The sequence below is a fragment of the Sphingomonas adhaesiva genome (assembly GCF_002374855.1).
Classification (GTDB): domain Bacteria; phylum Pseudomonadota; class Alphaproteobacteria; order Sphingomonadales; family Sphingomonadaceae; genus Sphingomonas; species Sphingomonas adhaesiva.
The window spans coordinates 96532-118952 of sequence record NZ_NWVC01000007.1; the positions used below are offsets into that span (position 1 = coordinate 96532).

Consider the following 22421-nt stretch of genomic DNA (forward strand, 5'->3'; position numbering starts at 1 on the left):
GCGAGGAACGGTACGATGGACTTCAACGATACCCCCGACGAAGCCGCCTATCGCGCCCGCGCGCGAGACTGGCTGGCCGCGAACGTCGCCGAGCACAAGGCGATCGCTTATGCCGACGACATGGCGGCGGCGCGCGCGTGGCAGGCGCGCAAGGCCGCGGCCGGCTATGCGCAGATCACCTGGCCGAAGGAATGGGGCGGCGGCGGCGGTACCCCGATCCAGAGCGTGATCTTCGGGCAGGAGGAGGCAAAGCACCCCGTCCAGTACGGCTATTTCACGATCGGGCTGGGGATGTGCATCCCCACCGTCATGGCCTTCGCCGACGATGCGACGAAGCAGCGGTTCGTCGGCCCGGCGCTGCGCGGCGAGGAAATCTGGTCGCAGCTGTTTTCCGAACCCGCCGGCGGGTCGGACGTTGCAGCGATCCGCACCCGCGCGGTGCGCGACGGCGACGACTGGGTCGTCAACGGGCAGAAGGTGTGGACGTCGGGCGCGCATTATTCCGACTTCGGCATCGTGCTGGTGCGCACCAACCCCGACGTGCCCAAGCACAAGGGGCTGACGATGTTCTGGCTCGACTTGCGCGCGCCGGGGGTGGAGATCCGGCCGATCCACCAGATGTCGGGCGGGTCGAACTTCAACGAAGTCTATTTCACCGACGTGCGCATCCCCGACGCGCAGCGGCTGGGCGCGGTCGATGCCGGTTGGAAGGTCGCGCTGGTCACGCTGATGAACGAACGGCTGGCGGTCGGCGGCGGCGGCGGCGCGGGGCCGAAGGAGATATTGAAACTGGCGCGTGAGGTGGACGGCGCGGACGGCGGCAAGCTGCTCCACGATCCCGCCTTTCGCCAGAAACTGGCCGACTGGTGGGTCCAGGCGGAGGGGCTGCGCAACACCCGGATGCGCACCATCACCGCGCTCAGCCGCGGGCAGACGCCGGGGCCGGAAAGCTCGATCGGCAAGATCATCGCCGCCAACCAGTTGCAGGATATCGGCAATTCGGCGGTCGAGGCGGAGGACCAATACGGCATCATCGCCGATCCCGCGCTGGCGCCGCTGCGCGGGCTGTTCCAGTCGGCGACGCTCAACGCGCCGGGGCTGCGCATCGCGGGCGGCACCGACGAGATCCTGAAGAACATCATCGCCGAACGCGTGCTGGGCCTGCCCGGCGAAATCCGCACCGACAAGGACGCGGCGTTCCGCGACCTGCCGGCGTAGCGGGGCCGGGGCGGAGGCGCGGGCGATACGAAGGAGAAGATGGGTTCACGCGAAGACGCGAAGACGCGAAGGCGCGAAGCAATCGTCATCGACGCGCAGCGTCATCGTCCTGTGCCATCTGACGGGCGCGCTGTCGCGAACCGCGGGCGCCGCCCCGTTGCGCCTTCGCGTCTTCGCGTGAACCCATCTTCTTCGACCGCCCGGTGAGGGCGCGTCAGTTCGTCGTGCTGACCGTCCAGGTCGCGCTGACGATCCCCGGCCGCCGCGCGATATGCGCGACGATCCGGTCCAGGTCGGCGGCCTCCGCGCTGGTCGGCAGCAGCGCGGCGGCCAGTTCCACCGCGGCGTCCGATTCGGTCATCATCTCGATCTCGCGCACCGGATAGTCGTGGACCTCCAGCTCCTCGTACAGGACGTCGCGCGCCATCGACACGCGCTCGGGCGCGCAGACGACATGGACGCGGTACAGCGCCTCGGTATGCCGCTCCGCGATCGGGCGGCGGTTCACGAAATCGACCAGCGGGCGCAGCATCGTATTGCCCGCCAGCACGAAGCCGGTGACCACCGCCGCCTCCGCCAGCCGGCCCACGCCCGCGAAGGCGCCGACCGCCGCCGACGTCCACAACGTCGCGGCGGTGTTCAGCCCGCGGACCTGCGTGCCTTCCTTCATGATGACGCCCGCACCCAGGAAGCCGATGCCGGACACGACATAGGCGATCACCCGCGCCGCGCCGTCCTGCCCGGCGGTCTGCACCCCCAGGTCGACGAACGCCGCCGCGCCCACCGCGACCAGCACGTTGGTGCGCAGCCCCGCGGTGCGCTGCCGCCACTGCCGCTCCAGCCCGATCGCCGTGCCCAGCACGAACGCCGTCGCCAGCGCGGCGAGCAGCCGCCAGCTGTCGGTCAGGGGAAAGCTCGTATCCACGGCGCGCGCGGTGCGCCGCGAATGTGACGTTTGCGTGACGCCGCCGGCGGCGAGGGAGAGGGGCGGGCGGGAGGTCCGTCTATCTAGTTCCCTCCGTCACCCCGGACTTGTTCCGGGGTCCACTGTGCCGCGACATCAGGCGCGTGCCCGTGTGCGGAAACGTGGATGCCGGAACCAGTCCGGCATGACGGCGTGGGCTTGTAAACCTCGCGCCTTGGCCGGCGTGACGACATAAGGAGGCGGAAACCGACGTCGGCGAAGGTCTCTACCCGCCCCAGCCACCACGCCCCGAACCGTCAGTTCTGCTTCTTCTCTGCCGGCGCCTGTTCGTCCGCCGCGTCGCGGTTGGCGCGCGCGGTCATGCCGGTGACGGAGGCGTCGTCCAGCATCTGCTCGTCGGGTGCCGGCGGCGGCGCGTCGGGCAGCGCGGCGACATTCTCGATCGGCGACGGCGCGGCGGTCGGCATCGGCTCCGGGGTCGGCGCGGCCTCGGGCGGGGCGATTTCCTCGACCGCCATGTTGGTGTCCGCCGGCGGGGTTTCCGGCTCGTCATGGCGCGAACAGCCCGCCAGCGCGGTCGCCGCCAGCAGGGTCGCCAGGAAAAGCGGGGTCGAACGCTTGGTCACGTGGATTCCTTTGCTCATGTCGTCGCCTGTGCCTGTACCTGCGAACGCCGCTCGATCGTAGCCGCCAGCTTGGCATCCCAGCCATAGGGATCATCCCGGAAGCCGACCTGGCCGTCCGCGCTGGCGAAGGCGGTCCAGTACAGCAGGTACACCGTCACCGGCTCGGCCATGCGCGCGCGCACCGTCTTGCCCGCCGCGACCGCGGCGTCGATCGCGTCGGGCTGCCATTCGGGGGTCGTCTTCAGCAGAAGCTTGGCCAGTTCCTCGGGCTTCTCCAGCCGGACGCAGCCGTGGCTGGCCAGCCGGTCGAACCGCGAAAAGCCCGATTGCGCGGGCGTGTCGTGCAGGTACACCGCGAAATCGTTGGGGAAATCGAACTTGAACCGCCCCAGCGCGCTGCGCTCCGACGCCTGCTGCAACCGCTTGCTGCCGTCGCCATTGTCGATCACGCGGAACCCGTTGCGCTTCAGGTAACCGGGGTTGGCGCGTTCCTTGGGCCACAATTCCTTGGTCGCGATCGACGTCGGCACGTTCCACGGCGGGTTGATGACGATGCTGTTGATCTTGGAGATCAGCATCGGCGTCTCGTTCCCCGGGCGCCCGGTCACCGCCTTCATCGACATCACCGGCGCATCGCCGTCGAACGCGGTCAGCACCGCCGCGGCGATGTTCACCTGCACGCGCTTCTGGTCCAGCCGCGGCGGCAGCCAGCGCCAGCGTTCCAGGTTCGCCATGATCTGGCGGATGCGCCGTTCGACCGGCACGTTGAGCGCGGCGATCGTCTGCGATCCCACCGTGCCGACCGGGTTCAGGCCATAGCGCCGCTGCGCGCGGCGCACCGCGTCGAGCAGCGCGGCATCGAACGTGTCGCCGCTCTTCGCGACCTGCGGGTCCTCCGCCGCCAGCCGCGCGCGCAGCGTCGCGACCGCGGCCCCGCGCGATCCGAACGTCGGCGCGGTGGCGATCGTCGGCCACCCGCCGTCGGCGGCGATCCGGCGATAGCGTGCCAGCCCGGCGACCAGCGCGTCATAGCCGACATAGGGCGGGGGCAGCGCGCGCACCCAGGCCGACAGCCGGTCGTTCGCCACCGCCGCGGCGAAATCGGGCAGCGGGTCGTAGGCGGGCGGGCGGATGCCCCAGTCGCGCTGGAAATCCTCCGCCATCAACCGTCCGCTGCGGATCGCGCGCGCATGGTCGAGCGCGGCACGCACCAGCGCCGCACCGTCCAGCCGGTCGAGGTCGGTGCGCCGGGTATAGCGCAGCCCCTGCGCGACTTCGTCGTCGGCGATCAGCGTCGCCAGCTGCCTGGCCTGTGCCGCCGACAGCGTCGGCAGCGATACCGGCGCGCGCGCCACCGGCGCCAGCGGGCCGGGCTGGGTGGGGGCGGGCGGCGTGATCGTCGGGATCGGCTGCGGCGCGGGCGCCTGCGCCAACGCCTGGCCGGCGACGGCCGCCGCCGTCATCCCGATCACCGCCTGCCGTGCGAGCCGCGCCACGATCGCCTGCCCCGATCCGTTCACCCTGTCGATCTCCCCGTTCGTCGTCGCGCCCCATATGGCGGTGCGCACCCTGCTGGCCAATGAACAAGCGAAAAGAAGCTGCGGTTGCACGGTGGATGTGGTGAAGCGTCGCAATGCAGATCAGGCCCGCCACCCCCGCCGATGCCGACGCGATCGCCGCGATCCTCCTGCCGGTGTTCCGCGCCGGGGAAACCAATGCGATCGAACGCGACATCGGCCGCGACGCCGCGCTCGCCTATTGGATGGCGCCGGCGCACGACGTGTTCGTCGCGGTCGGCGCGGACGGCGCGGTGCTGGGCACCTGTTGGGTGCGCGCCAATCAGCGCGGCGGCGGTGCGCATGTCGCCAATGCCGGCTACGCCACCGCGGCGGCGGCGCGCGGGCGCGGGGTGGCGCGCGCGATGTGCGTCCATTCGCTTGACCATGCGCGTGCGGCCGGGTTCCGCGCGATGCAGTTCAACTTCGTGGTCGCCACCAACGACCGCGCCGTCGCGCTGTGGCGCGGGCTGGGCTTCGCGGTCGTCGGCACGCTGCCGCGCGCGTTCGACCATCCGGTCCACGGCCTGGTCGATGCGCTGGTGATGTACCGCGATCTGGCGGAAGGATTGCCGCGCGCGCGCCCGCGTTCTACGGCTGCGCGATGACCGATACGCTGATCGCCCCGACGGCCGCTGATGCCCCCTCCACCGGCGCCGCGCGCCTGGCGCGCCGCATGGAACGCGGCGCCGCGTTTCTGGGCGCGGACGTCGCGATCATGGCGGGCGCGATGTCGTGGGTGTCGGAACGCCATCTGGTCGCGGCGATGTCGAACGCTGGCGGGTTCGGCGTGATCGCGTGCGGCGCGATGACCCCCGAGCTGCTCGACGCGGAGATCGCGGGGACGAAGGCGCTGACGACCCGCGCGTTCGGCGTCAACCTCATCACCATGCATCCGCAGCTGACCGATCTGATCGCGGTGTGCGCGCGCCACGGCGTCGGGCATGTCGTGCTGGCCGGGGGGCTGCCGCCCAAGGGCTCGCTGGAGGCGATCAAGGCATCGGGCGCGAAGGTCATCTGCTTCGCCCCCACGCTGGCGCTGGCGAAGAAGCTGATCCGTTCCGGCGTCGACGCGCTGGTGATCGAGGGGATGGAGGCCGGCGGCCATATCGGCCCCGTTTCCACCAGCGTGCTGGCGCAGGAAATGCTGCCCGAGATCGCCGATCAGGTGCCGGTGTTCGTCGCCGGCGGGATCGGCCGGGGGGAAGCGATCGCCGGCTATCTCGACATGGGCGCGGCGGGCGTCCAGCTCGGCACGCGCTTCGTCTGCGCGACCGAAAGCATCGCGCACGCCAATTTCAAGAAGGCGTTCATCCGCGCCAGCGCGCGCGACGCGGTCGCCAGCGTGCAGATCGACCCGCGCCTGCCGGTGATCCCGGTGCGCGCGCTGAAGAACGCCGGGTCGGAACTGTTCACCGCGAAACAGCGCGAGGTCGCGCAGTCGCTGGACGAAGGCGCGGTCGCGATGGCCGAGGCGCAGTTGCAGATCGAGCATTACTGGGCCGGCGCGCTGCGCCGCGCGGTGATCGACGGCGACGTCGAGCACGGCAGCGTGATGGCCGGCCAGTCGGTCGGGATGGTGACGAAGGAGGAACCCGTCGCCGACATCATCGCCGCGCTGATGACCGAAGCCGCCGAGGCGCTCGACCGCCGCACCCGCTGAGCGGGCCGGCCGTATCGTCATCCCGGCGCCAACACCGTCATCCCGGCGAAAGCCGGGATCTCGGGCCGACAGGGTGCCGCAGGAGCCGCGAAAGGCCCCAGCCTTCGCTGGGGCGACGGTTCTGGCGATGCCCCGCCCGCGCAGCGGGCGCGCCACGCCGACCCTTTCCGCATTGCACCATCGCGCGCCCCGCGCCACCTAGGCGCGCATGAGCGCCCCCCTTCCGCCCCCGCCCGCCGATCTGCTTGCCGGCGCCAGCCTGTTCCTCGATTTCGACGGCACGCTGGTCGAACTGGCCGCCACCCCCGATGCGGTGGTCGTCGCGCCCGAACTGCCCGCTCTGCTCGAACGGCTGGCGGCGCGCCTGCCCGGCGGGGTCGCGATCGTCAGCGGGCGGCCGGTGCACGAGGTGCGCGCGCTGATCGCCCCCGCCGCGCTGGTGATCGCGGGCAGCCACGGGCTGGAGATCGCCGACGCCGACGGCACCGTCCACGCGCCCGATCGCCCCGCCGCGCTCGATGCCGCGCTGGCCGCCGCGCACGATCTGGCCGCCGCGCACCATGGGGTGCTGGTGGAGGACAAGCCGTTCGGCGTCGGCCTCCACTATCGCCGCGCGGCGCATGCGGGCGATGCCGCCGCCGCGCTCGCCGATACGCTCGCCGCGCGCCACGGGCTGGTCGTCCAGCATGGCAAGATGGTGGTGGAACTGCGCCTGCCCGGCCGCGACAAGGGCGCGGCGGTCGATCTGTTGATGACGGAACCGGAACGGCGCCACGCGCGTCCTGTGTTCATGGGGGACGACGTGACCGACGAGGCCGGCTTCCATGCCGCGCGTGCGCTGGGTGGCGCGGGCGTGCTGATCGGCGCGCCGCGCGCGACCGCCGCGTCCTTCCGCCTGGCCGGCGTCGCCGACGCGCTCGCCTTTCTCGACGCCGCCGCACGGGGGAATGCATGACGACGACGCTGGATCTGTGGCCGATCGGCAATTGCCAGGTCAGCGCGCTGGTCGACCGTGCCGGCCGCTTCGTGTGGGGCTGCGTGCCGCGTGTCGACGGGGATCCGCTGTTCTCCGCGCTGCTGGGGGGCGAGGCGCCCGATACCGGCTTCTGGGGCATCGCCCTCGAGGATTCGGTTTCGGTCGAGCAGGAATATATCCGCAACACCCCGATCCTGGTCACCACCCACCGCGACGCGCACGGCGGCGCGGTGGAGGTGATCGACTTCTGCCCGCGCTTCCAGCGCGAGGGGCGCACCTATCGCCCGGTCGCCTTCGCGCGGATCGTCCGCCCGCTGTCGGGCAGCCCGCGGGTGCGGGTCGAGCTGCGCCCGACCTGCGGCTGGGGCGGGGGGTGCCGCGAACAGATCGGCGGGTCGAACCACCTGCGGCTGCTGATGGACACGATCGCGCTGCGACTGACCACCACCGCGCCGATCGCGATGGTGCAGGGCGAACGCGCCTTCCGCCTCGAACGCCCGCTGCATTTCTTCCTGGGGCCGGACGAAAGCTTCCAGGGCGATCTGGCCGCGACGGTCGACCTGATGCTGTACCGCACCACCCACGAATGGCAGTCGTGGGTGCGCGGGCTGGCGGTGCCGCTGGAATGGCAGGACGTCGTCATCCGCTGCGCGATCACGCTGAAACTGTGCCAGCATGAGGAAACCGGCGCGATCGTCGCCGCGCTGACCACCTCGGTCCCCGAACATGCCGGGTCGCAGCGCAACTGGGACTATCGCTTCTGCTGGATCCGCGACGCCTATTATACGGTGCAGGCGCTCAACCGCCTCGGCGCGCTCGACGTGCTGGAGGGCTATCTGGGCTATCTGCGCAACATCGTCGATGCTGCCAGCCATGACGAGGAGCGCGGCGGGCATATCCAGCCGCTGTACGGCGTGCTGGGCGAGGCGCATCTGCCCGAACGGATCGAGGAGACGCTGCCCGGCTATCGCGGCATGGGGCCGGTGCGCGTCGGCAACCAGGCGGCCGAGCAGATCCAGCATGACGCCTATGGCCAGATCGTGCTGTGTTCGGTCCACGCCTTCTTCGACCAGCGACTGTTCCGCACCGCCGGGATCGAGGATTTCGAATCGCTCGAACATGTCGGCGACCGCGCCTGGGCCTATTACGACCAGCCCGACGCCGGGCTGTGGGAATTGCGCACGCGCCAGAGCGTCCACACCTATTCCTCGGCGATGTGCTGGGCGGCGTGCGACCGGCTGGCCAACGCCGCCGAACGGCTGGGGTTGACCGACCGGCAGGCGCTGTGGGCCGGGCGCGCCGACGCGATCCGCGCGCGCATCGAGGAAGCGGCGTGGCGCGAGGGGACGCGGCGCATGTCCGCGACCTTCGGCGGCGACGATCTGGACGCCAGCGTGCTGCAACTGCTCGACCTGCGCTTCTTCGCCGCCGACGATCCGCGCTTCATCGATACCCTGACCGCGATCGAAAAGGGGCTGCGCCGCGGCTCGACGATGCTGCGCTACGATACCGAGGACGATTTCGGCCTGCCCGAAACCGCATTCAATTTCTGCACCTTCTGGCTGATCGAGGCGCTTTTCCTAACCGGGCGCAGCGACGAGGCGCGCATTTTGTTCGAGGAGATGCTGACCCGGCGCACCGCCGCGGGGCTGTTGTCGGAGGATATCGACCCCACGACCGGCGAATTGTGGGGCAATTACCCGCAGACCTATTCGCTGGTCGGCATGATCAATTGCGCCGCGATGTTGAGCAAACCATGGAGTAGTATCCGTTGAGCCGCCTGATCGTCATCTCCAACCGGGTCAGCGCCCCCACCGGCTCCACGTCGGGCGCACAGGGCGGGCTGGCGGTGGCGATGGCGGCGGCGCTGCGCGCCAACGGCGGGCTGTGGTTCGGCTGGTCGGGGGAACAGACCGACCAGTTCACCGGCCATATCAACTTCCAGCGCGCGCACGGCGTCACCACCGCGACCGTCGATCTGGAGGAACAGGACGTCCAGGAATATTACGACGGCTACGCCAACCGCACGTTGTGGCCGCTGTTCCACTATCGCATCGACCTGGCGGAATATGAGCGTGAGTTCGCCGGCGGCTACCAGCGCACGAACCAGCGGTTCGCCGACACGGTGCGCCCGCTGATCGAGCCGGACGACCTGGTGTGGATCCAGGATTATCACATGTTCCCGCTGGGCGCCGAACTGCGCCAGCGCGGCTGCGAAAATCGCATGGGCTTCTTCCTGCACATCCCGTGGCCGCCGCGCCGCCTGCTGGGGACGTTGCCGGGCGCACGCGCGCTGGTCGAATCGATGTTCGCCTACGACCTGATCGGCTTCCATACGGAGGAATGGCTGGAATCCTTCTGCGACTATGCGCGACAGGATATGGGCGCGGTGATCGAGGATGGCGTCGCGCGGCTGGGCGACCGCAGCGTGGAGCTGATCGCCTGCCCGATCGGGATCGACGCGGCGGCGTTCGCCGACATGTCGAAAAGCGTCAACGCGCGGCTCGCCTATCGCCGGATGCGCGATTCGGCGGACGGGCGCGACATGATCGTCGGCGTCGACCGGCTCGATTATTCGAAGGGGCTGGAAGAACGCTTCCTCGGCTACGAACGCTTCCTGATCGAGCATCCGGAGGAGCGCAAGGAAGTGTTCCTGCTCCAGATCGCGCCGCCCAGCCGCGTCTCGGTCGAAAGCTACCAGCGCATCCGCCAGTCGCTGGAAGGGCTGTCGGGGCGGATCAACGGCGAATATGCCGATGTCGACTGGGTGCCGATCCGCTACGTCAACCAGGGCTATCCGCGCGACCAGCTGGCCGGCATCTATCGCGCGGCGAAGATCGGGCTGGTGACCCCGTTGCGCGACGGGATGAATTTGGTCGCGAAGGAATATGTCGCCGCGCAGGATCCGGCGGATCCCGGCGTGCTGGTGCTGTCGCGCTTCGCGGGCGCGGCGGAACAGATGGGCGATGCGCTGCTGGTCAATCCGTACAGCGCGGAGGAGATGGCCGATGCGATCTGCCAGGCGCTGCGCATGCCGCGCGACGAACGCGTGCGGCGCTGGGAAAGGCTGATGGCCGGGGTGCAGGAACGCGACGTCACCTGGTGGGCCGACCGCTTCCTCGCCGCGCTGCGCCGCGCCGAGGTCGACGCCTGACGCTACACGCCGCGATAGCCCCCCGGTCTGAAATACCCGGTCTGCGTCCCCGCATGCAAAGGGGCCGTGCAGGGACGCAGTGGGGGTACCGGCCTTCTCGCCCCCGCTGGAAGGCCGGTGTCCTGGGAGCCTCTAGAAGTCGAACCGCGCGGTCACCGACACGGCGCGCCCGTTCAGCAGCCGTCCGCGCACGATCCCGCTGGCGGGGATGCGATCCTCGTCGATCCCGGTCAGCGCCAGTGTGTCGAACAGGTTGGTGGCGTTGAGCGACAGCAGCAGCCGTTCGGCCGGGCGCACCTGGACGAAGGCGTTGGTGGTGACATAGCCGGGGATCTTGAGCAGGTTGGTGTCCTGCGCATAGGTGTCCGTGGTGCCGATGAACACCGCGCCCACCGCGAACCGGTCGGTGCTGACCTGCGGCGTCGCCTGGAAGATCACGCTCGCCTGGTGGCGCGGGGTGTTGCCGTTGACGGCCGGGTCCACCCGGTCGCGCACGATCGTGGCGTCGGTGAAGGTCGCGCCCGCGGTCAGGCTGAACACGCCGCGGCGCACCCCGCCCTCGAACTCCAGCCCCTTGGCCTTGTAGTCGCGCGCGATCACCGCGCCGGTGGAGGTGTTGATGTTCGAATCCTGCGCCTCGACATGGAAGCCGGTCAGGTTCAGCGTCACGCCGTGCTGGCGGTATTTCACGCCGATCTCGGCCTGTTTGACCGGGTCGTAGGCCGCCTGCGGGATCGCCAGCGCGCCGGTGGCATTGTCGATCACGCTGCCGAAGGTGATCCGGTCGGCATTGGCGCGCGCGCCGCGGCTGTAGCGCGCGAACACCGCCAGCGGCTCGGCCACGCGATAGACGACGCCCGCCGAATAGGACAGGTAACGATAGGTATAGTCGACGTACCCCGGCGCGGTCGGGGTCACCCCGACGCGTTGTTCGGGGGGCGACAGGACGCCGTTGCCGTCGATGTCGCGCGCGACCTGCCCGATGCGGCCCCCGCCCAGCTCGACGCCGTAGACGGTGCCCTTCGCACTGCCGACATCGTAGCGCAGGCTGCCGCCGATCGACACGCGCCCGATCTTGTAGTTCGCCGACGCGAACGGCGCGTTGATCGCATAGGCCAGCCGCAGCGTGCGGCGCTGCGTGCCCGACAGCGGGTTATAGGCATAGATGCCGCCCGCGGTGCGCGCATTGCCGGCCGCGTCGAACACGTCGATCAGCGCGGCATCGCCGCCGCCCTTCACCTCGGTCACCGCCACGCCGTACAGGATCGACGTGTCGATCTGCTGGCGCCCGGTGTACAGGCCAGCGGTGGTGGTCAGCACGCCGTCGCCCACGTTCCACACGCGGCTGGCGCGGATGTCGTTGGTGACGCTGCCGACATCCTGCTGGCGACGGTCGCGGATGTTGTAGATCGCGATCAGCCCGTTGCCGTTCAGCGCCGTCGGATCGGCGATCGCCTGCCCGGCGCCGGCGCCGCTGGCATAACGGAACGACCCGCCCGTCGCGCCCAGCCGCGTCAGCGCGGCGGCGGGGGTCAGATACTGGCTGCTGAACGGCCCGATCAGCCCGCCGGAGCGGCCGGCGACGCGGAAGCGGTCGGTGATCGTCCAGTCGCCCAGCGCGAACTGGGTTTCGACCCCGACCGAGCGTTCCCTGACCCGCTGGCCGTCGCGGATGTCCTCGCGGATCGGCTGGTTGTTCTCGTCCAGAACCAGCACCGACTGCAGGTAGCGGGTCGACAGCGTGTCCCGCGTCGGATCGAACCCGGGTACCGCCGCCAGCGTCGGCGCGTCGTTCGTGCCGGTCACGCGCAGCGGCACCGAATCGTAGAAGGGCGAGCGGTCGTCGAGATACTTGCCGTAGAAGCGGATGTAGCCGCCCGCGAACGTGTGCGTGACATTGGCCTTGATCTGCCCGCCGCGCTGACCGTCGAAGCCAATCCGCCGCGGCCCCTCGCCCTGCCGGTAATAGCCGCCGACGTGGAAGCGCCACGTGTCGCTCAGCGGCCCGCCGTAATCCACGTCGGCGCGATACTGGTCGAAATCAACGCCCGCGGTCAGCGCCACCGCGCCGCCTTGCTGTTCGCCGGTCTTGCTGATGAAGTTGATGATCCCGCCCGGCGCGTTGCTGGCGAACGTCGATGCCGAACCGCCGCGGATCGCCTCGACCTGCGCCAGGTTCAGGTCCAGGCGCAGGAAGCTGTCGGCACTCGCGCCGACGATGTCGCCGAACTCCATCACCGGCAGGCCGTCTTCCTGCAACTGCACGAACTTGGCGCCCGACGACGACAGCGGCAGCCCGCGGATGGTGATGTTGGCGATGCTCTCCCCGTTTGGTGCCTCGGCCAGGATGCCGGGAATGTCGCGCAGCAGCTCGCCGACCGATCGCGGCGCCAGCTTGGCGATCTCCGCCTCGCGCAGCACGCTGGTCGACGTGGCGCTGTCCAGCCGGTCGCGCCCCTTCGCGACGCCGGTGGTGACAGTGTCCTGGTCGGCGGCAGGCGCCGGCGCCGGCGCCGCGGTTTCGGCCAGCGCCGGCGATGCCAGCGCGATGGCCGATACCGCCGCCAGTGCCATGTAACGGGACATGTGGATCCTCCCCCAAGAACTGCTCGCTCACCGCCCTCTGCGAGTCAGGCCTGCTCCTTGGGTCCGCACCGGTATCAATTTACTTAAGAGACAAAACGACTTAGCCTAAAGTCGTAGGCGCCGGGCCGCTTGGGCCGGCCGGTGCCAGCGCCACCTCGGCGCGCCGCCGGAACAGCGCCTGCGGCATGTCCGCTGCGATATAGGCCAGCAATCCCTCGCGCACGTCGCAGCGCAGGTCGAACGCGGTCGACGCATCCTTCGCGGTCATCAGCCCGCGCAGCTCGATCGACCCGTCGGGCTTGGTATCGGTCACCTGCAGGTTCCAGAACCGCCCGTCCCAGCGCGGGCTGGCGGTGACGATCCGTCCCAGCGCCTCGCGCAGCCGCGGCACGTCGGCGGCCGGATCGACATACCAGAACACGCTGCCCAGCAGCGCGCTCGACTGGCGGGTCCAGTTCTGGAAGCTCTGCTCCAGGAACTTCGACACCGGCACCACCAGCCGCCGTTCGTCCCAGATCTTGACGACGACATAGGTCAGCCGGATCTCCTCGATCCGCCCCCATTCGCCGTCGATGATGACGACGTCGTCGATTCGGATCGGCTCGGTGAAGATCATCTGGAACCCGGCGATCAGGTTCTTCAGCGCGGGCTGCGCCGCCGCGCCCACCGCCAGCCCGGCAAGCCCCGCCGACGCGACCAGCGTCACGCCCAGCGTGCGCACCGCCGGGATCGTCATCAGCATCGCGCAGATCGTCACCAGCAGGATCACCGACACGATGATCCGTTGCAGGATGCCCAGCCGCGTGCGCCGCCGCCGCGCGCGCAGATTGTCGGCGACGGTGATGTCGGCATGGCGGATCATCGCGTCGATCACCGTCCCCGCGCCGACGATCGCCGCCCAGCCCAGCAACCCCGGCACGATCAGCGCGGCGGCGCGCGCCCATAAGGTCGCGGTGGTGCGGTCTAGGTCGAGCGCGGGCTGCACCGCCGCCAGCGCGACGACGATCATCAGCCAGCGCATGAGCTTGCGGATCCGCTCGACGAACAGCGCGGCGCTGCTGTCGGGCCGGCCGCGCGTCGCGCGCCGCGCGGCCCAGATCAGCACGCGATGCACCACCAGCGCCAACAGCACCGCCCCCGCGACATAGACGATCCCGGACAGCCAGCCGGGCACGTCATGCCACCATGTCCGCACCGCCCTGCTCCAGCCCGTCATCGCCGCTCCGTGCATGATGTTGCACCGCCGCGAACGAGCATCGGCCCGCGCGCGTTCCCGATCGGCGACCGGGCGCCCGCCACCGCCGCGACACGCGCACCGTCCGCCCCTCCCCCGTCATGCCGGACTTGTTCCGGCATCCACCGCGCCACGAACGCACAGGCCGCTGCTCTTGCGGCACCATGGACCCCGGGCCTTCGCAGAGGCTTCTATCCGTCCCCAGGGGCCACCGGCCGCTCCGCAACGTCTTGCGGATGCGCGGAACCGTGGATGCCGGAACAGGTCCGGCATGACGCGGGCGTGCGCATCCCCATTGACGCGGTGCATCCGGTTTCATACGATACCATATCGTTTGAAACCACTGGCCGGGACACGCGCGATGGAACACATGGACGTCAATCCGATGGGCCTCGACGGGTTCGAATTCTGCGAATTCACCGCCCCCGATCCCGCCGCGCTGCGCCGCCAGTTCGAGGCGCTGGGCTTCGTCGCCGCCGCGCGTCATCCCACGCGCCGCGTCACGCGCTACGTCCAGGGGCGCACCAACCTTTTGGTGAACGAGGAGCCGGGCGGGCAGGCGGCGGCGTTCGCGGCCGAACACGGCCCGTCCGCCAACGGCATGGCGTTCCGCGTCGCCAATGCGAAGGCGGCGTTCGACGCGGCGCTGGCGCGCGGCGCGAAGCCCGCCGACGCAGGCTCCAGCGCGCTGGGGGAGGGGGCGTATGTGCTCCAGGGGATCGGCGGCTCGCTCCTGTATCTGGTCGATCGCCACGGCGCGGCCGGCAGCGTCTATGACGACTGGGACGAGGTGCCCGGCTGGCGCGAGGCGGCGGCGCGCGAGGGCGTCGGGCTGGACCTGCTCGACCACCTCACCCACAATGTCCGGCGCGGGCAGATGCGCGTCTGGGCCGAATTCTACGGCCAGATCTTCGGGTTCGAGGAACAGAAGTATTTCGACATCAAGGGCAAGGCGACCGGGCTGTTCAGCCAGGCGATGATCGCGCCCGACCGCGCGATCCGCATCCCGCTCAACGAAAGCCAGGACGACAAGAGCCAGATCGAGGAATTCATCCGCGATTACAATGGCGAGGGGATCCAGCACCTGGCCATGACCACCGACGATATCTACGCCACCGTGGAGGCGCTGCGCGCGCGCGGCGTGCGGTTGCAGGACACGATCGAGACCTATTACGAACTGGTCGACAAGCGCGTGCCCGGGCATGGCGAGGATCTGGAACGCCTCCGCCGCAACCGCATCCTGATCGACGGCGACGTGGAGCAGGAAGGCATCCTGCTGCAGATCTTCACCGAGCCGATGGTCGGCCCGATCTTCTTCGAGATCATCCAGCGCAAGGGCAACGAAGGGTTCGGCAACGGCAATTTCCAGGCGCTGTACGAATCGATCGAGCTGGACCAGATCCGCCGCGGCGTCATCACCGTCGACGCCTGAACGGGCCGCCGGCCCCGGTACCTGTCATGCGAGACCTTCCCGCAACCCCCTCCGTCATGCCGGACGTGTTCCGGCATCCACCGTGCCGCACATCCGCGAACCATTGCTCTCGCGGGACGATGGATGCCGGAACGAGTCCGGCATGACGGGCTACATCGTCCACGGTTCTCAAATCCGTGTCCTACAATGCCGTACCCCGCTATCGTCGCGACGATGAACGGATGTGACGCCAGATAGAGGACAGGGCGCGCAGGCGTCGCGTCGCCGTCGCCTCGCGGTCGCATCCCCGGCGCATGGCGCGCGAAAACGCGCCGGCGCCTCAACATTGACAATATTCGCGCCGCGCCGGCCGATATCGTGTCCGCCGCGGGGTGGTGGAAAGGAGAGGAAGCCATAATGACCGTCCACCACCCCGATCCCGATGCCGCGGGCTATTTCCCCGGCTTCGGCAACCATGTGTCGACCGAGGCGGTGGCCGGTGCGCTGCCGATCGGGCGCAACTCGCCGCAACGCCCCGCCTTCGGCCTCTATGCCGAACAGCTGTCAGGCACCGCCTTCACCGCGCCGCGGCACGAAAACCGCCGGTCGTGGCTGTACCGGATGCGCCCCACCGCGCAGCATCCGCCCTATGCCCGCTACGACGGCGCGCGCGCCTTCGCGCCCGGCACCGCCGCCGCGCCGCTCGCCCCCAACCGGCTGCGCTGGGATCCGCTGCCGCTGGCCGACGCCGGCGTCGACTGGGTCGACGGCATGACGACGATGCTGGTCAACCGCGATCCGGCCGATCTGGAGGGGGTGGCGCTCCACATCTATGCCGCGAACCGCGACATGAACGACCGGGTGTTCATGGATGCCGACGGCGAATTGCTGTTCGTCCCCGAACACGGCCGGCTGGAACTGCTGACCGAAATGGGGCGCGTGTCGGTCGCGCCGGGGCAGATCGCGTGCGTGCCGCGTGGGGTGCGCTTCCGCGTGCTGCTGCCCGATGGCGCGGCGCGCGGCTATGTCGCGGAAAATCACGGCAGCCTGCTGCGCCTCCCCGATCTCGGGCCGATCGGCGCCAATGGCCTGGCCAACCCGCGCGATTTCGAAACCCCGGTGGCGTGGTTCGAGGATCGCGACACGCCGGTGCAGGTGATCCAGAAGTTCATGGGCGCGCTGTGGACGATGACGCTCGATCATTCGCCGCTGGACGTGGTGGCGTGGCACGGCAATCTGGCGCCGTGGCGCTACGACCTGTCGCGCTTCATGGCGATCAACACCGTCAGCTTCGACCATCCCGATCCGTCGATCTTCACCGTGCTGACCTCGCCCAGCGACGTGCCCGGACGCGCGAATGCCGATTTCGTGATCTTCCCGCCGCGCTGGATGGTCGCGGAAGGGACGTTCCGTCCCCCGTGGTTCCACCGCAACGTCATGTCGGAGGCGATGGGCCTCATCACCGGCGAATATGATGCCAAGGCGGACGGCTTCCGCCCCGGCGGACTGTCGCTCCACAACATGATGAGCGGCCACGGCCCCGACGTCGCGTCATGGCGCGGCGCGACCGAGGCGGCGCTGGCGCCGGTGAAGCTCGACGGGACGATGGCGTTCATGCTCGAAAGCTGCTGGGCCTATCGCCCCACGGCGGCGGCGCTGGACCGCGCGCAGCTCGACTACGACGCGGTGTGGAACGACTTTCCCAAGGCGGTGCTGCCCTGACCGCGCGCCTTTACGCCACCCCGGCGGGCGTCGCGCTCGGCCCGCTGGCGCAGATCGCGGACGGCGCGGCGCGCAACTTCGTCCTGCAACTGCGCGCCGGCCGCTTCCACGGCTTCGTCGTGCGTCGCGGGGATGCCGCCTTCGGCTATGTCGACCGCTGCCCGCACGCCGGCCTGCCGCTGGCGCAGGAACTGGACGACTACATCGCCGCGGGGCACATCCGCTGCACGTGGCATGGCGCCCTGTTCCGGGTGGACGACGGCATGTGCGTCGCCGGCCCGTGCACCGGCCAGCGCCTGGCGCCCTGGCCCGTGACGGTCACCGACGGCACGATCGTCACCGCATGAGCGGCCTCGCCGCCCCGGCGGTCAGCGCGCCGCCGCCTTCGCCTTAGCCCGGTACCGGTGCAGCAGCGGCTCGGTATAGCCGTTGGGCTGCGCCACCCCCTCGAACACCAGCGCGCGCGCCGCGGCCAGCGCGATACTGTCCTGCGTCAGCGGCCGGTACAGTGGATCGCCGGCATTCTGCGCATCCACCTTCGCCGCCATCCGCCGCAGCGCCGCCTCCGCCTCGTCCGCGCCGGCGACGCCGTGCAGCAGCCAGTTGGCCATATGCTGCGACGAAATGCGCAGCGTCGCGCGGTCCTCCATCAGCCCCACGTCGTGAATGTCGGGCACCTTGGAACAGCCGATCCCCTGGTCGATCCACCGCACGACATAGCCGAGGATACCCTGTGCATTGTTGTCCAGCTCCTCGCGCACCTCCTCGGGCGACCAGTTGCGGCCATGCGCGACCGGCACGTCCAGCAGCGCGTCCAGCGGCGCGACCGGCTCGGCACGCCGCGCCTCCTGCCGCGCGAACACGTCGACGCGGTGGTAATGGGTGGCATGCAGCGTCGCGGCGGTCGGGCTGGGCACCCAGGCGGTGGTCGCGCCGGTCATCGGATGCGCGATCTTCTGCGCCAGCATGTCGGCCATCATGTCGGGCGCGGCCCACATCCCCTTGCCGATCTGCGCCTTGCCCGACAGGCCGCAGGCAAGGCCGATCTGGACGTTGCGGTCCTCATACGCCTTGATCCAGGCGGCGTTCTTCATCTCGCCCTTGCGGATCATCGGGCCGGCACGCATCGACGTGTGCATCTCGTCCCCGGTGCGATCCAGGAAGCCGGTGTTGATGAACACGATCCGGTCGCGCACGGCGTGAATGCACGCCGCCAGATTGGCCGACGTGCGCCGTTCCTCGTCCATCACCCCCACCTTGACGGTGTGGCGGGGCAGGCCCAGCAGGTCCTCGACCCGGTCGAACAGCGTGTCGGTGAACGCCGCCTCGTCCGGACCGTGCATCTTGGGCTTGACGATATAGATCGACCCGGCGCGGCTGTTCGCCCGCGCGCCGTTCACGTCGTGCAGCGCGATCAGGCTGGTGACGATCGCGTCGAGGATGCCCTCCGGCGCTTCTTCGCCATCGGTCAGCCGGATCGCCGGGTTGGTCATCAGATGCCCGACGTTGCGCACGAACAGCAGGCTGCGCCCCGGCAGCGTGAAGCGCGTACCGTCCGGCGCGACATAGTCGCGATCCGCGTTCAGCCGCCGCGTCATCGTCGCGCCGCCCTTCTCGAACGTCTCGGTCAGGTCGCCGCGCATCAGCCCCAGCCAGTTGGTATAGGCCGCGACCTTGTCCGCCGCATCGACCGCGGCGACCGAATCCTCCAGGTCGCAGATCGTGGTCAGCGCCGATTCCAGGATCACGTCGGCGATCCCCGCCGGATCGTCGCGGCCGATGGGATGCGCGCGGTCGATCACCACCTCGATATGCAGGCCGTGGTGACGCAGCAGCAGGTTGTCGCCCGCGCGCCCGACCAGTTGCGCCGGGTCGGCCAGCGCCGGCGTGCCGCCGGTCCAGTCGGTCCAGCTGCCGTCGGCCAGCGGCGCGGCATCGTCCAGGAACGCCTTGGCCCAGGCGATCACCTGGCTGCCGCGCGCCGCGTCATATCCCTTGCCGGCGGTGGCGCCGGGGATCGCATCGGTGCCGTACAGCGCGTCGTACAGGCTGCCCCACCGCGCATTGGCGGCGTTGAGCAGGAACCGCGCGTTGAGGACCGGCACCACCAGCTGCGGCCCGGCACGGCGCGCGACCTCATCGTCGACGTTTGCCGGCGCGACCGCGAAGGGCGCCGGTTCGGGGACGAGATAGCCGATGTCGCGCAGGAACGCCTGATAGGCGCTCTGGTCGATCGGCTGACCCGCGCGCTCCCCATGCCACGCGTCGATCTGCGCCTGTATCCGGTCGCGCGTGGCCAGCAGGTCGCGGTTGCGCGGGGCCAGATCGGCGAAGATCGCTGCCGCACCGCGCCAGAAGGCGTCGGCTGCGATCCCCGTGCCGGGCAACGCGCGCTCCTCGATGAAGGCGGCCAGCGCCTCGTCCACCTGCAATCCGGCGCGGTCGATCGTCATGTCCTGCTCCTTTGCCGATGGTCTAGACCGATCGGCGGCCGCTCGGTAGAGGCACGAAATGCCCAGCAGCTTTTCCCCATAGGAAAAGATGGATGCTCGATCCGGATTACGAACTGTTCGCCCATGTCGCCGCCGCCGGCAGCCTGTCGGCGGCGGCGCGCGCGTTGCGCCTGTCGCCCGCGATGGTCAGCAAGCGGCTGGCGCGGCTGGAACAGCGGCTGGGCGTGCGGCTGCTCCACCGCACCACCCGGCGGCTGGCGATGACCGCCGCGGGGGAACGGTTTCACGCCGATCTCACCGCGATCCTCGCCGCGACCGCCGCGGCGGAGGCGCGCGTCACCGGGGCGGCGTTGGCGCCCGCGGGGCCGCTGCGGGTGTCGGCGCCGACCTCGTTCGGGCGACTGCACGTCGCGCCGCATCTCCACCGCTTCATCGCGGACCATCCGGCGGTGGCGCTGGCGATCGACCTGTCGGACGGGTTCGTCGATCTGCTGGCGGGGGGCGTCGACGTCGCGATCCGTATCGCGCCGGACGTGCCCGCCGATGTCGTTGCGCACCGGCTGGCCGACAGCCGCCGCGTGCTGTGCGCCGCGCCGGCCTATCTGGCGGCGCATGGCGCGCCGGCCACGATCGCCGATCTGGCGGCACACCGCCTGCTTGCCGCGCAGGGCCAGCTGCCATGGCAGTTGATGGCGCGCGGCCGGGCGCGGACGGTGGAGGGCGACAGCATCGTCGCGACCAATTCCAGCGAACTGGTGCGGGAACTGGCGCTGACCGGGGCGGGTATCGCGTTGCGCTCGCTATGGGATGTGCACGATGCGCTGGCGCGCGGCACGCTGGTGCGCGTGCTGCCCGACTGGGAGGGATCGGCGCGGGTCGGCATCTGGGCGGTGCATCCGCGTGGGCAGCCGGTGGCGGCCGCGGTCACCGCCTTCGTCGCCTTCCTGCGCGCGGTGATCGACCCCGCCGCGTGGGAGGGCGGTCAGCCCGCCAGCACGACCACGACGTCGCCCGGCGGTTCGGCGTAGAGCGCGTCCACCGTCGCGGCGCGCGCGGTCAGCGCGGCGCGCTGATTGACATAGCCCTTGTCGGTGATCTCGCCCGCGTCGATCGACGGCGGATCGCGCAGCAGCACGAAGCGCGCGACGCGCCGCGAACTGCCCCCGGCCGCGTCATTGTGGGCACGCAGCCGCTCGGCGACCAGCCCGGCCAGCGTATCGAACGGATTGCTACCGGGCGTCGCCTGCGCCAGCGTCTGGAGCGCGGCGGCGGACGGCCAGGCGAGCAGCGCGATGCAGGGCCGGTCCTGCCCCGCGATCACCGCATCCTGCAGATACGGGGAACAGGCGGCGACCAGATCCGGGCGCAGCGTGCCCACCGACACCCAGGTACCCGAATCGAGCTTGAAATCCTCGGTCACGCGCCCATCAAACACCAGCCCCTGGGCGGGCTCGTCGGGATCCAGGAAGCGCGCCGCATCGCCCAACCGATAGAAGCCCTCCTCGTCGAAGGCAGCGGCGGTGCGTTCCGGGTCGCGGTGATAGCCGGCGGTGACGGTCGGCCCCTTGACCCGCACCTCCATCTTGCCGCCCGTCGGCACCAGTTTCAGCGTGATCCCCGGCAGCGGCAGGCCGATCAGCCCGACCCGCTCGGTCAGCCAGTGTACGACCGTCACCCCCTGCGTCTCGGTCGCGCCGTACATGGTGGTCAGCGGGATGCGATGCCCCGTCTCGGCGACCGCCAGCGCCTGGATACGGTCGGCGACGTCGCTGGACAGCGTGGCGCCGCCATAGGCCATGTGCGTCAGGTTGCGGAAGAAGCTGGCGCGCAGCGTCGGGTCGCGCTCCATCGCCTCGGCCAGCATGGCGAAGGCGATCGGCGCGGAGCCGAACACCATTGGCGACACGTCGTACAGGTTGCGGATCGTCGTATCGAACAGCCCCGGCACCGGCTTGCCTTCGTCGAGGTAGAGCGTGCCGCCGGCGGCGATATTGTTGTTGAACGCGATATTGCCCGCCGAAATGTGGCTCCACGGCATCCATTCCAGCGACAGCGGCACCGGGCGTTCGTCGGGATCATCGTCTCGCAGCCCTTCCTGCGCGGCGACGACATGGACCATCATGCCATGGGTCTGCGGCACCCCCTTGGGCATGCCGGTCGAGCCGGAGGTGAACAGGAACTTGCCCACGGTAGCATGGCCGATCGCCTCGCGCGCCGCCGCTACCGCGGGGCCGGACGATGTCGCGGTCAGTGTGGCGAGCGCAATGGTGCCCATGCCGCCATCGACGGTGACGATCGCCAGGTCGGGTCGCAGCGTGCGCAGCGTGTCGAACGCCCGCGCGAAGGGGGCCGCGGACTGCGCGAACACGACCCGAGGGGACACTGTTGCGGCGGCATGGCGCAGCTTGGCATGATCGGTGGAGATCAGGCTGTACGCCGGGCTGACCGGAGCGGCCGGCACCCCCGCGGCATAGCAGCCCAGCGTCATCAGCGCGTGTTCGACCGAATTGGCCGACAGGATCATCACCGCGTCATCGCTGCCCATCCCGCGGTCTAGAAGCCATTGCGCGATCCCCTCCGCCGCGCGCATCGCCTCGCCATAGCTGATCCCTTCCCATCCGCCGCCATCGACGGTGCGTTGAAGGATGAACGGGCGTTCGGGATGCGCCGCAGCGCGTTCGGCCAGCAGGTGTACGATTGATCGCGCCGGCGGCGCCATGGCGTGGCGCTGGCGGATCAGAACGACGCCGTCGTCGCGCCGCTCGACCTCCACGTCCGGGGCCTTTTGCGGCAGCGGCTTGAACGGCACGCTGTGGATCGGATCGGCGCGCGACATCCGGCATTCCTCTCGCTTTTCGGCCGCGCTTGCTGCACGGTCCGGGAGGCAGCCTAAGCCG

At 70.1% G+C, this 22421-nt stretch carries 17 protein-coding genes; 10 read left to right on the forward strand and 7 right to left on the reverse strand.

All coding sequences use genetic code 11. The annotated features are described in order from the left end of the window. Nucleotides 1-15: 15 nt before the first annotated feature. Nucleotides 16-1218, forward strand: coding sequence for an acyl-CoA dehydrogenase family protein (locus tag COA07_RS13815; protein ID WP_066711502.1), 1203 nt, complete (start codon nt 16-18; stop codon nt 1216-1218). Between the two features lie 214 nt (nt 1219-1432). Here COA07_RS13815 and COA07_RS13820 read toward each other — a convergent pair whose 3' ends face one another. From COA07_RS13820 to COA07_RS13830, 3 genes are all read right to left on the reverse strand, one after another. Beyond that, nucleotides 1433-2143, reverse strand: a complete 711-nt coding sequence (locus COA07_RS13820) for an MgtC/SapB family protein (protein WP_066711503.1) — start codon at nt 2141-2143, stop codon at nt 1433-1435. 296 nt (nt 2144-2439) lie between these two features. After that, entirely contained in the window at nt 2440-2769 is a 330-nt protein-coding gene (locus COA07_RS13825; RefSeq protein ID WP_245842161.1) for a hypothetical protein, read from the reverse strand. 14 nt (nt 2770-2783) lie between these two features. Next, nucleotides 2784-4232, reverse strand: a complete 1449-nt coding sequence (locus COA07_RS13830) for a L,D-transpeptidase family protein (RefSeq protein ID WP_096641262.1) — start codon at nt 4230-4232, stop codon at nt 2784-2786. 170 nt (nt 4233-4402) lie between these two features. Here COA07_RS13830 and COA07_RS13835 point away from each other — a divergent pair, with 170 nt between their 5' ends. The 5 genes from COA07_RS13835 (at nt 4403) to COA07_RS13855 (ending at nt 10118) form a co-directional block, all read left to right on the forward strand. After that, nucleotides 4403-4933, forward strand: a complete 531-nt coding sequence (locus tag COA07_RS13835) for a GNAT family N-acetyltransferase (protein WP_066706441.1) — start codon at nt 4403-4405, stop codon at nt 4931-4933. Then, nucleotides 4930-5988, forward strand: a complete 1059-nt coding sequence (locus tag COA07_RS13840; RefSeq protein WP_066706438.1) for an NAD(P)H-dependent flavin oxidoreductase — start codon at nt 4930-4932, stop codon at nt 5986-5988. The genes COA07_RS13835 and COA07_RS13840 overlap by 4 nt, the downstream gene beginning before the upstream one ends. 208 nt (nt 5989-6196) lie before the next feature. After that, nucleotides 6197-6943 carry a trehalose-phosphatase gene (otsB, locus tag COA07_RS13845; protein ID WP_066706436.1) on the forward strand — a complete coding sequence of 249 codons (747 nt, stop codon included), beginning with the start codon at nt 6197-6199 and terminating at the stop codon, nt 6941-6943. Beyond that, on the forward strand, nt 6940-8739 hold the full coding sequence (locus COA07_RS13850; RefSeq protein WP_066706433.1) for a glycoside hydrolase family 15 protein: 1800 nt from the start codon (nt 6940-6942) through the stop codon (nt 8737-8739). Before otsB ends, COA07_RS13850 begins: the two co-directional genes overlap by 4 nt. Next, the gene (locus COA07_RS13855; RefSeq protein ID WP_066706431.1) at nt 8736-10118 is read left to right on the forward strand and encodes an alpha,alpha-trehalose-phosphate synthase (UDP-forming); all 1383 of its coding nucleotides are present in this window, start codon (nt 8736-8738) and stop codon (nt 10116-10118) included. Before COA07_RS13850 ends, COA07_RS13855 begins: the two co-directional genes overlap by 4 nt. A gap of 132 nt (nt 10119-10250) precedes the next feature. Here COA07_RS13855 and COA07_RS13860 read toward each other — a convergent pair whose 3' ends face one another. Together COA07_RS13860 and COA07_RS13865 are read right to left on the reverse strand one after the other, a co-directional pair. Beyond that, complete coding sequence (locus tag COA07_RS13860; RefSeq protein WP_066706428.1) at nt 10251-12704, reverse strand: TonB-dependent receptor domain-containing protein; 2454 nt, start codon at nt 12702-12704, stop codon at nt 10251-10253. A gap of 100 nt (nt 12705-12804) precedes the next feature. Then, complete coding sequence (locus tag COA07_RS13865) at nt 12805-13920, reverse strand: mechanosensitive ion channel family protein (protein ID WP_066706426.1); 1116 nt, start codon at nt 13918-13920, stop codon at nt 12805-12807. Between the two features lie 379 nt (nt 13921-14299). Here COA07_RS13865 and hppD point away from each other — a divergent pair, with 379 nt between their 5' ends. From hppD to COA07_RS13880, 3 genes are all read left to right on the forward strand, one after another. Next, nucleotides 14300-15370: a 4-hydroxyphenylpyruvate dioxygenase gene (gene hppD, locus COA07_RS13870; RefSeq protein WP_066706423.1), complete on the forward strand. Its 1071-nt coding sequence runs from the start codon at nt 14300-14302 to the stop codon at nt 15368-15370. 396 nt (nt 15371-15766) lie between these two features. Next, a complete protein-coding gene (gene hmgA / locus COA07_RS13875) occupies nt 15767-17071 on the forward strand; it encodes a homogentisate 1,2-dioxygenase (protein ID WP_066706420.1) in 1305 nt (434 codons plus the stop codon). After that, nucleotides 17038-17418 (forward strand): Rieske (2Fe-2S) protein, encoded by a 381-nt coding sequence (locus COA07_RS13880; RefSeq protein ID WP_245842162.1) that lies wholly within the window; start codon nt 17038-17040, stop codon nt 17416-17418. The genes hmgA and COA07_RS13880 overlap by 34 nt, the downstream gene beginning before the upstream one ends. Before the next feature lie 21 nt (nt 17419-17439). On the opposite strand, the gene COA07_RS13885 is transcribed toward COA07_RS13880, so the two are convergent. Further along, complete coding sequence (locus COA07_RS13885; RefSeq protein WP_066706417.1) at nt 17440-19524, reverse strand: malate synthase G; 2085 nt, start codon at nt 19522-19524, stop codon at nt 17440-17442. Between the two features lie 92 nt (nt 19525-19616). Between COA07_RS13885 and COA07_RS13890 the strand changes: the two genes are divergently transcribed. Next, nucleotides 19617-20552 (forward strand): LysR family transcriptional regulator, encoded by a 936-nt coding sequence (locus tag COA07_RS13890; RefSeq protein ID WP_066706414.1) that lies wholly within the window; start codon nt 19617-19619, stop codon nt 20550-20552. On the opposite strand, the gene COA07_RS13895 is transcribed toward COA07_RS13890, so the two are convergent. Continuing rightward, nucleotides 20507-22360 carry an AMP-binding protein gene (locus COA07_RS13895; RefSeq protein WP_066706412.1) on the reverse strand — a complete coding sequence of 618 codons (1854 nt, stop codon included), beginning with the start codon at nt 22358-22360 and terminating at the stop codon, nt 20507-20509. The genes COA07_RS13890 and COA07_RS13895 overlap by 46 nt on opposite strands. Nucleotides 22361-22421 lie beyond the last annotated feature (61 nt).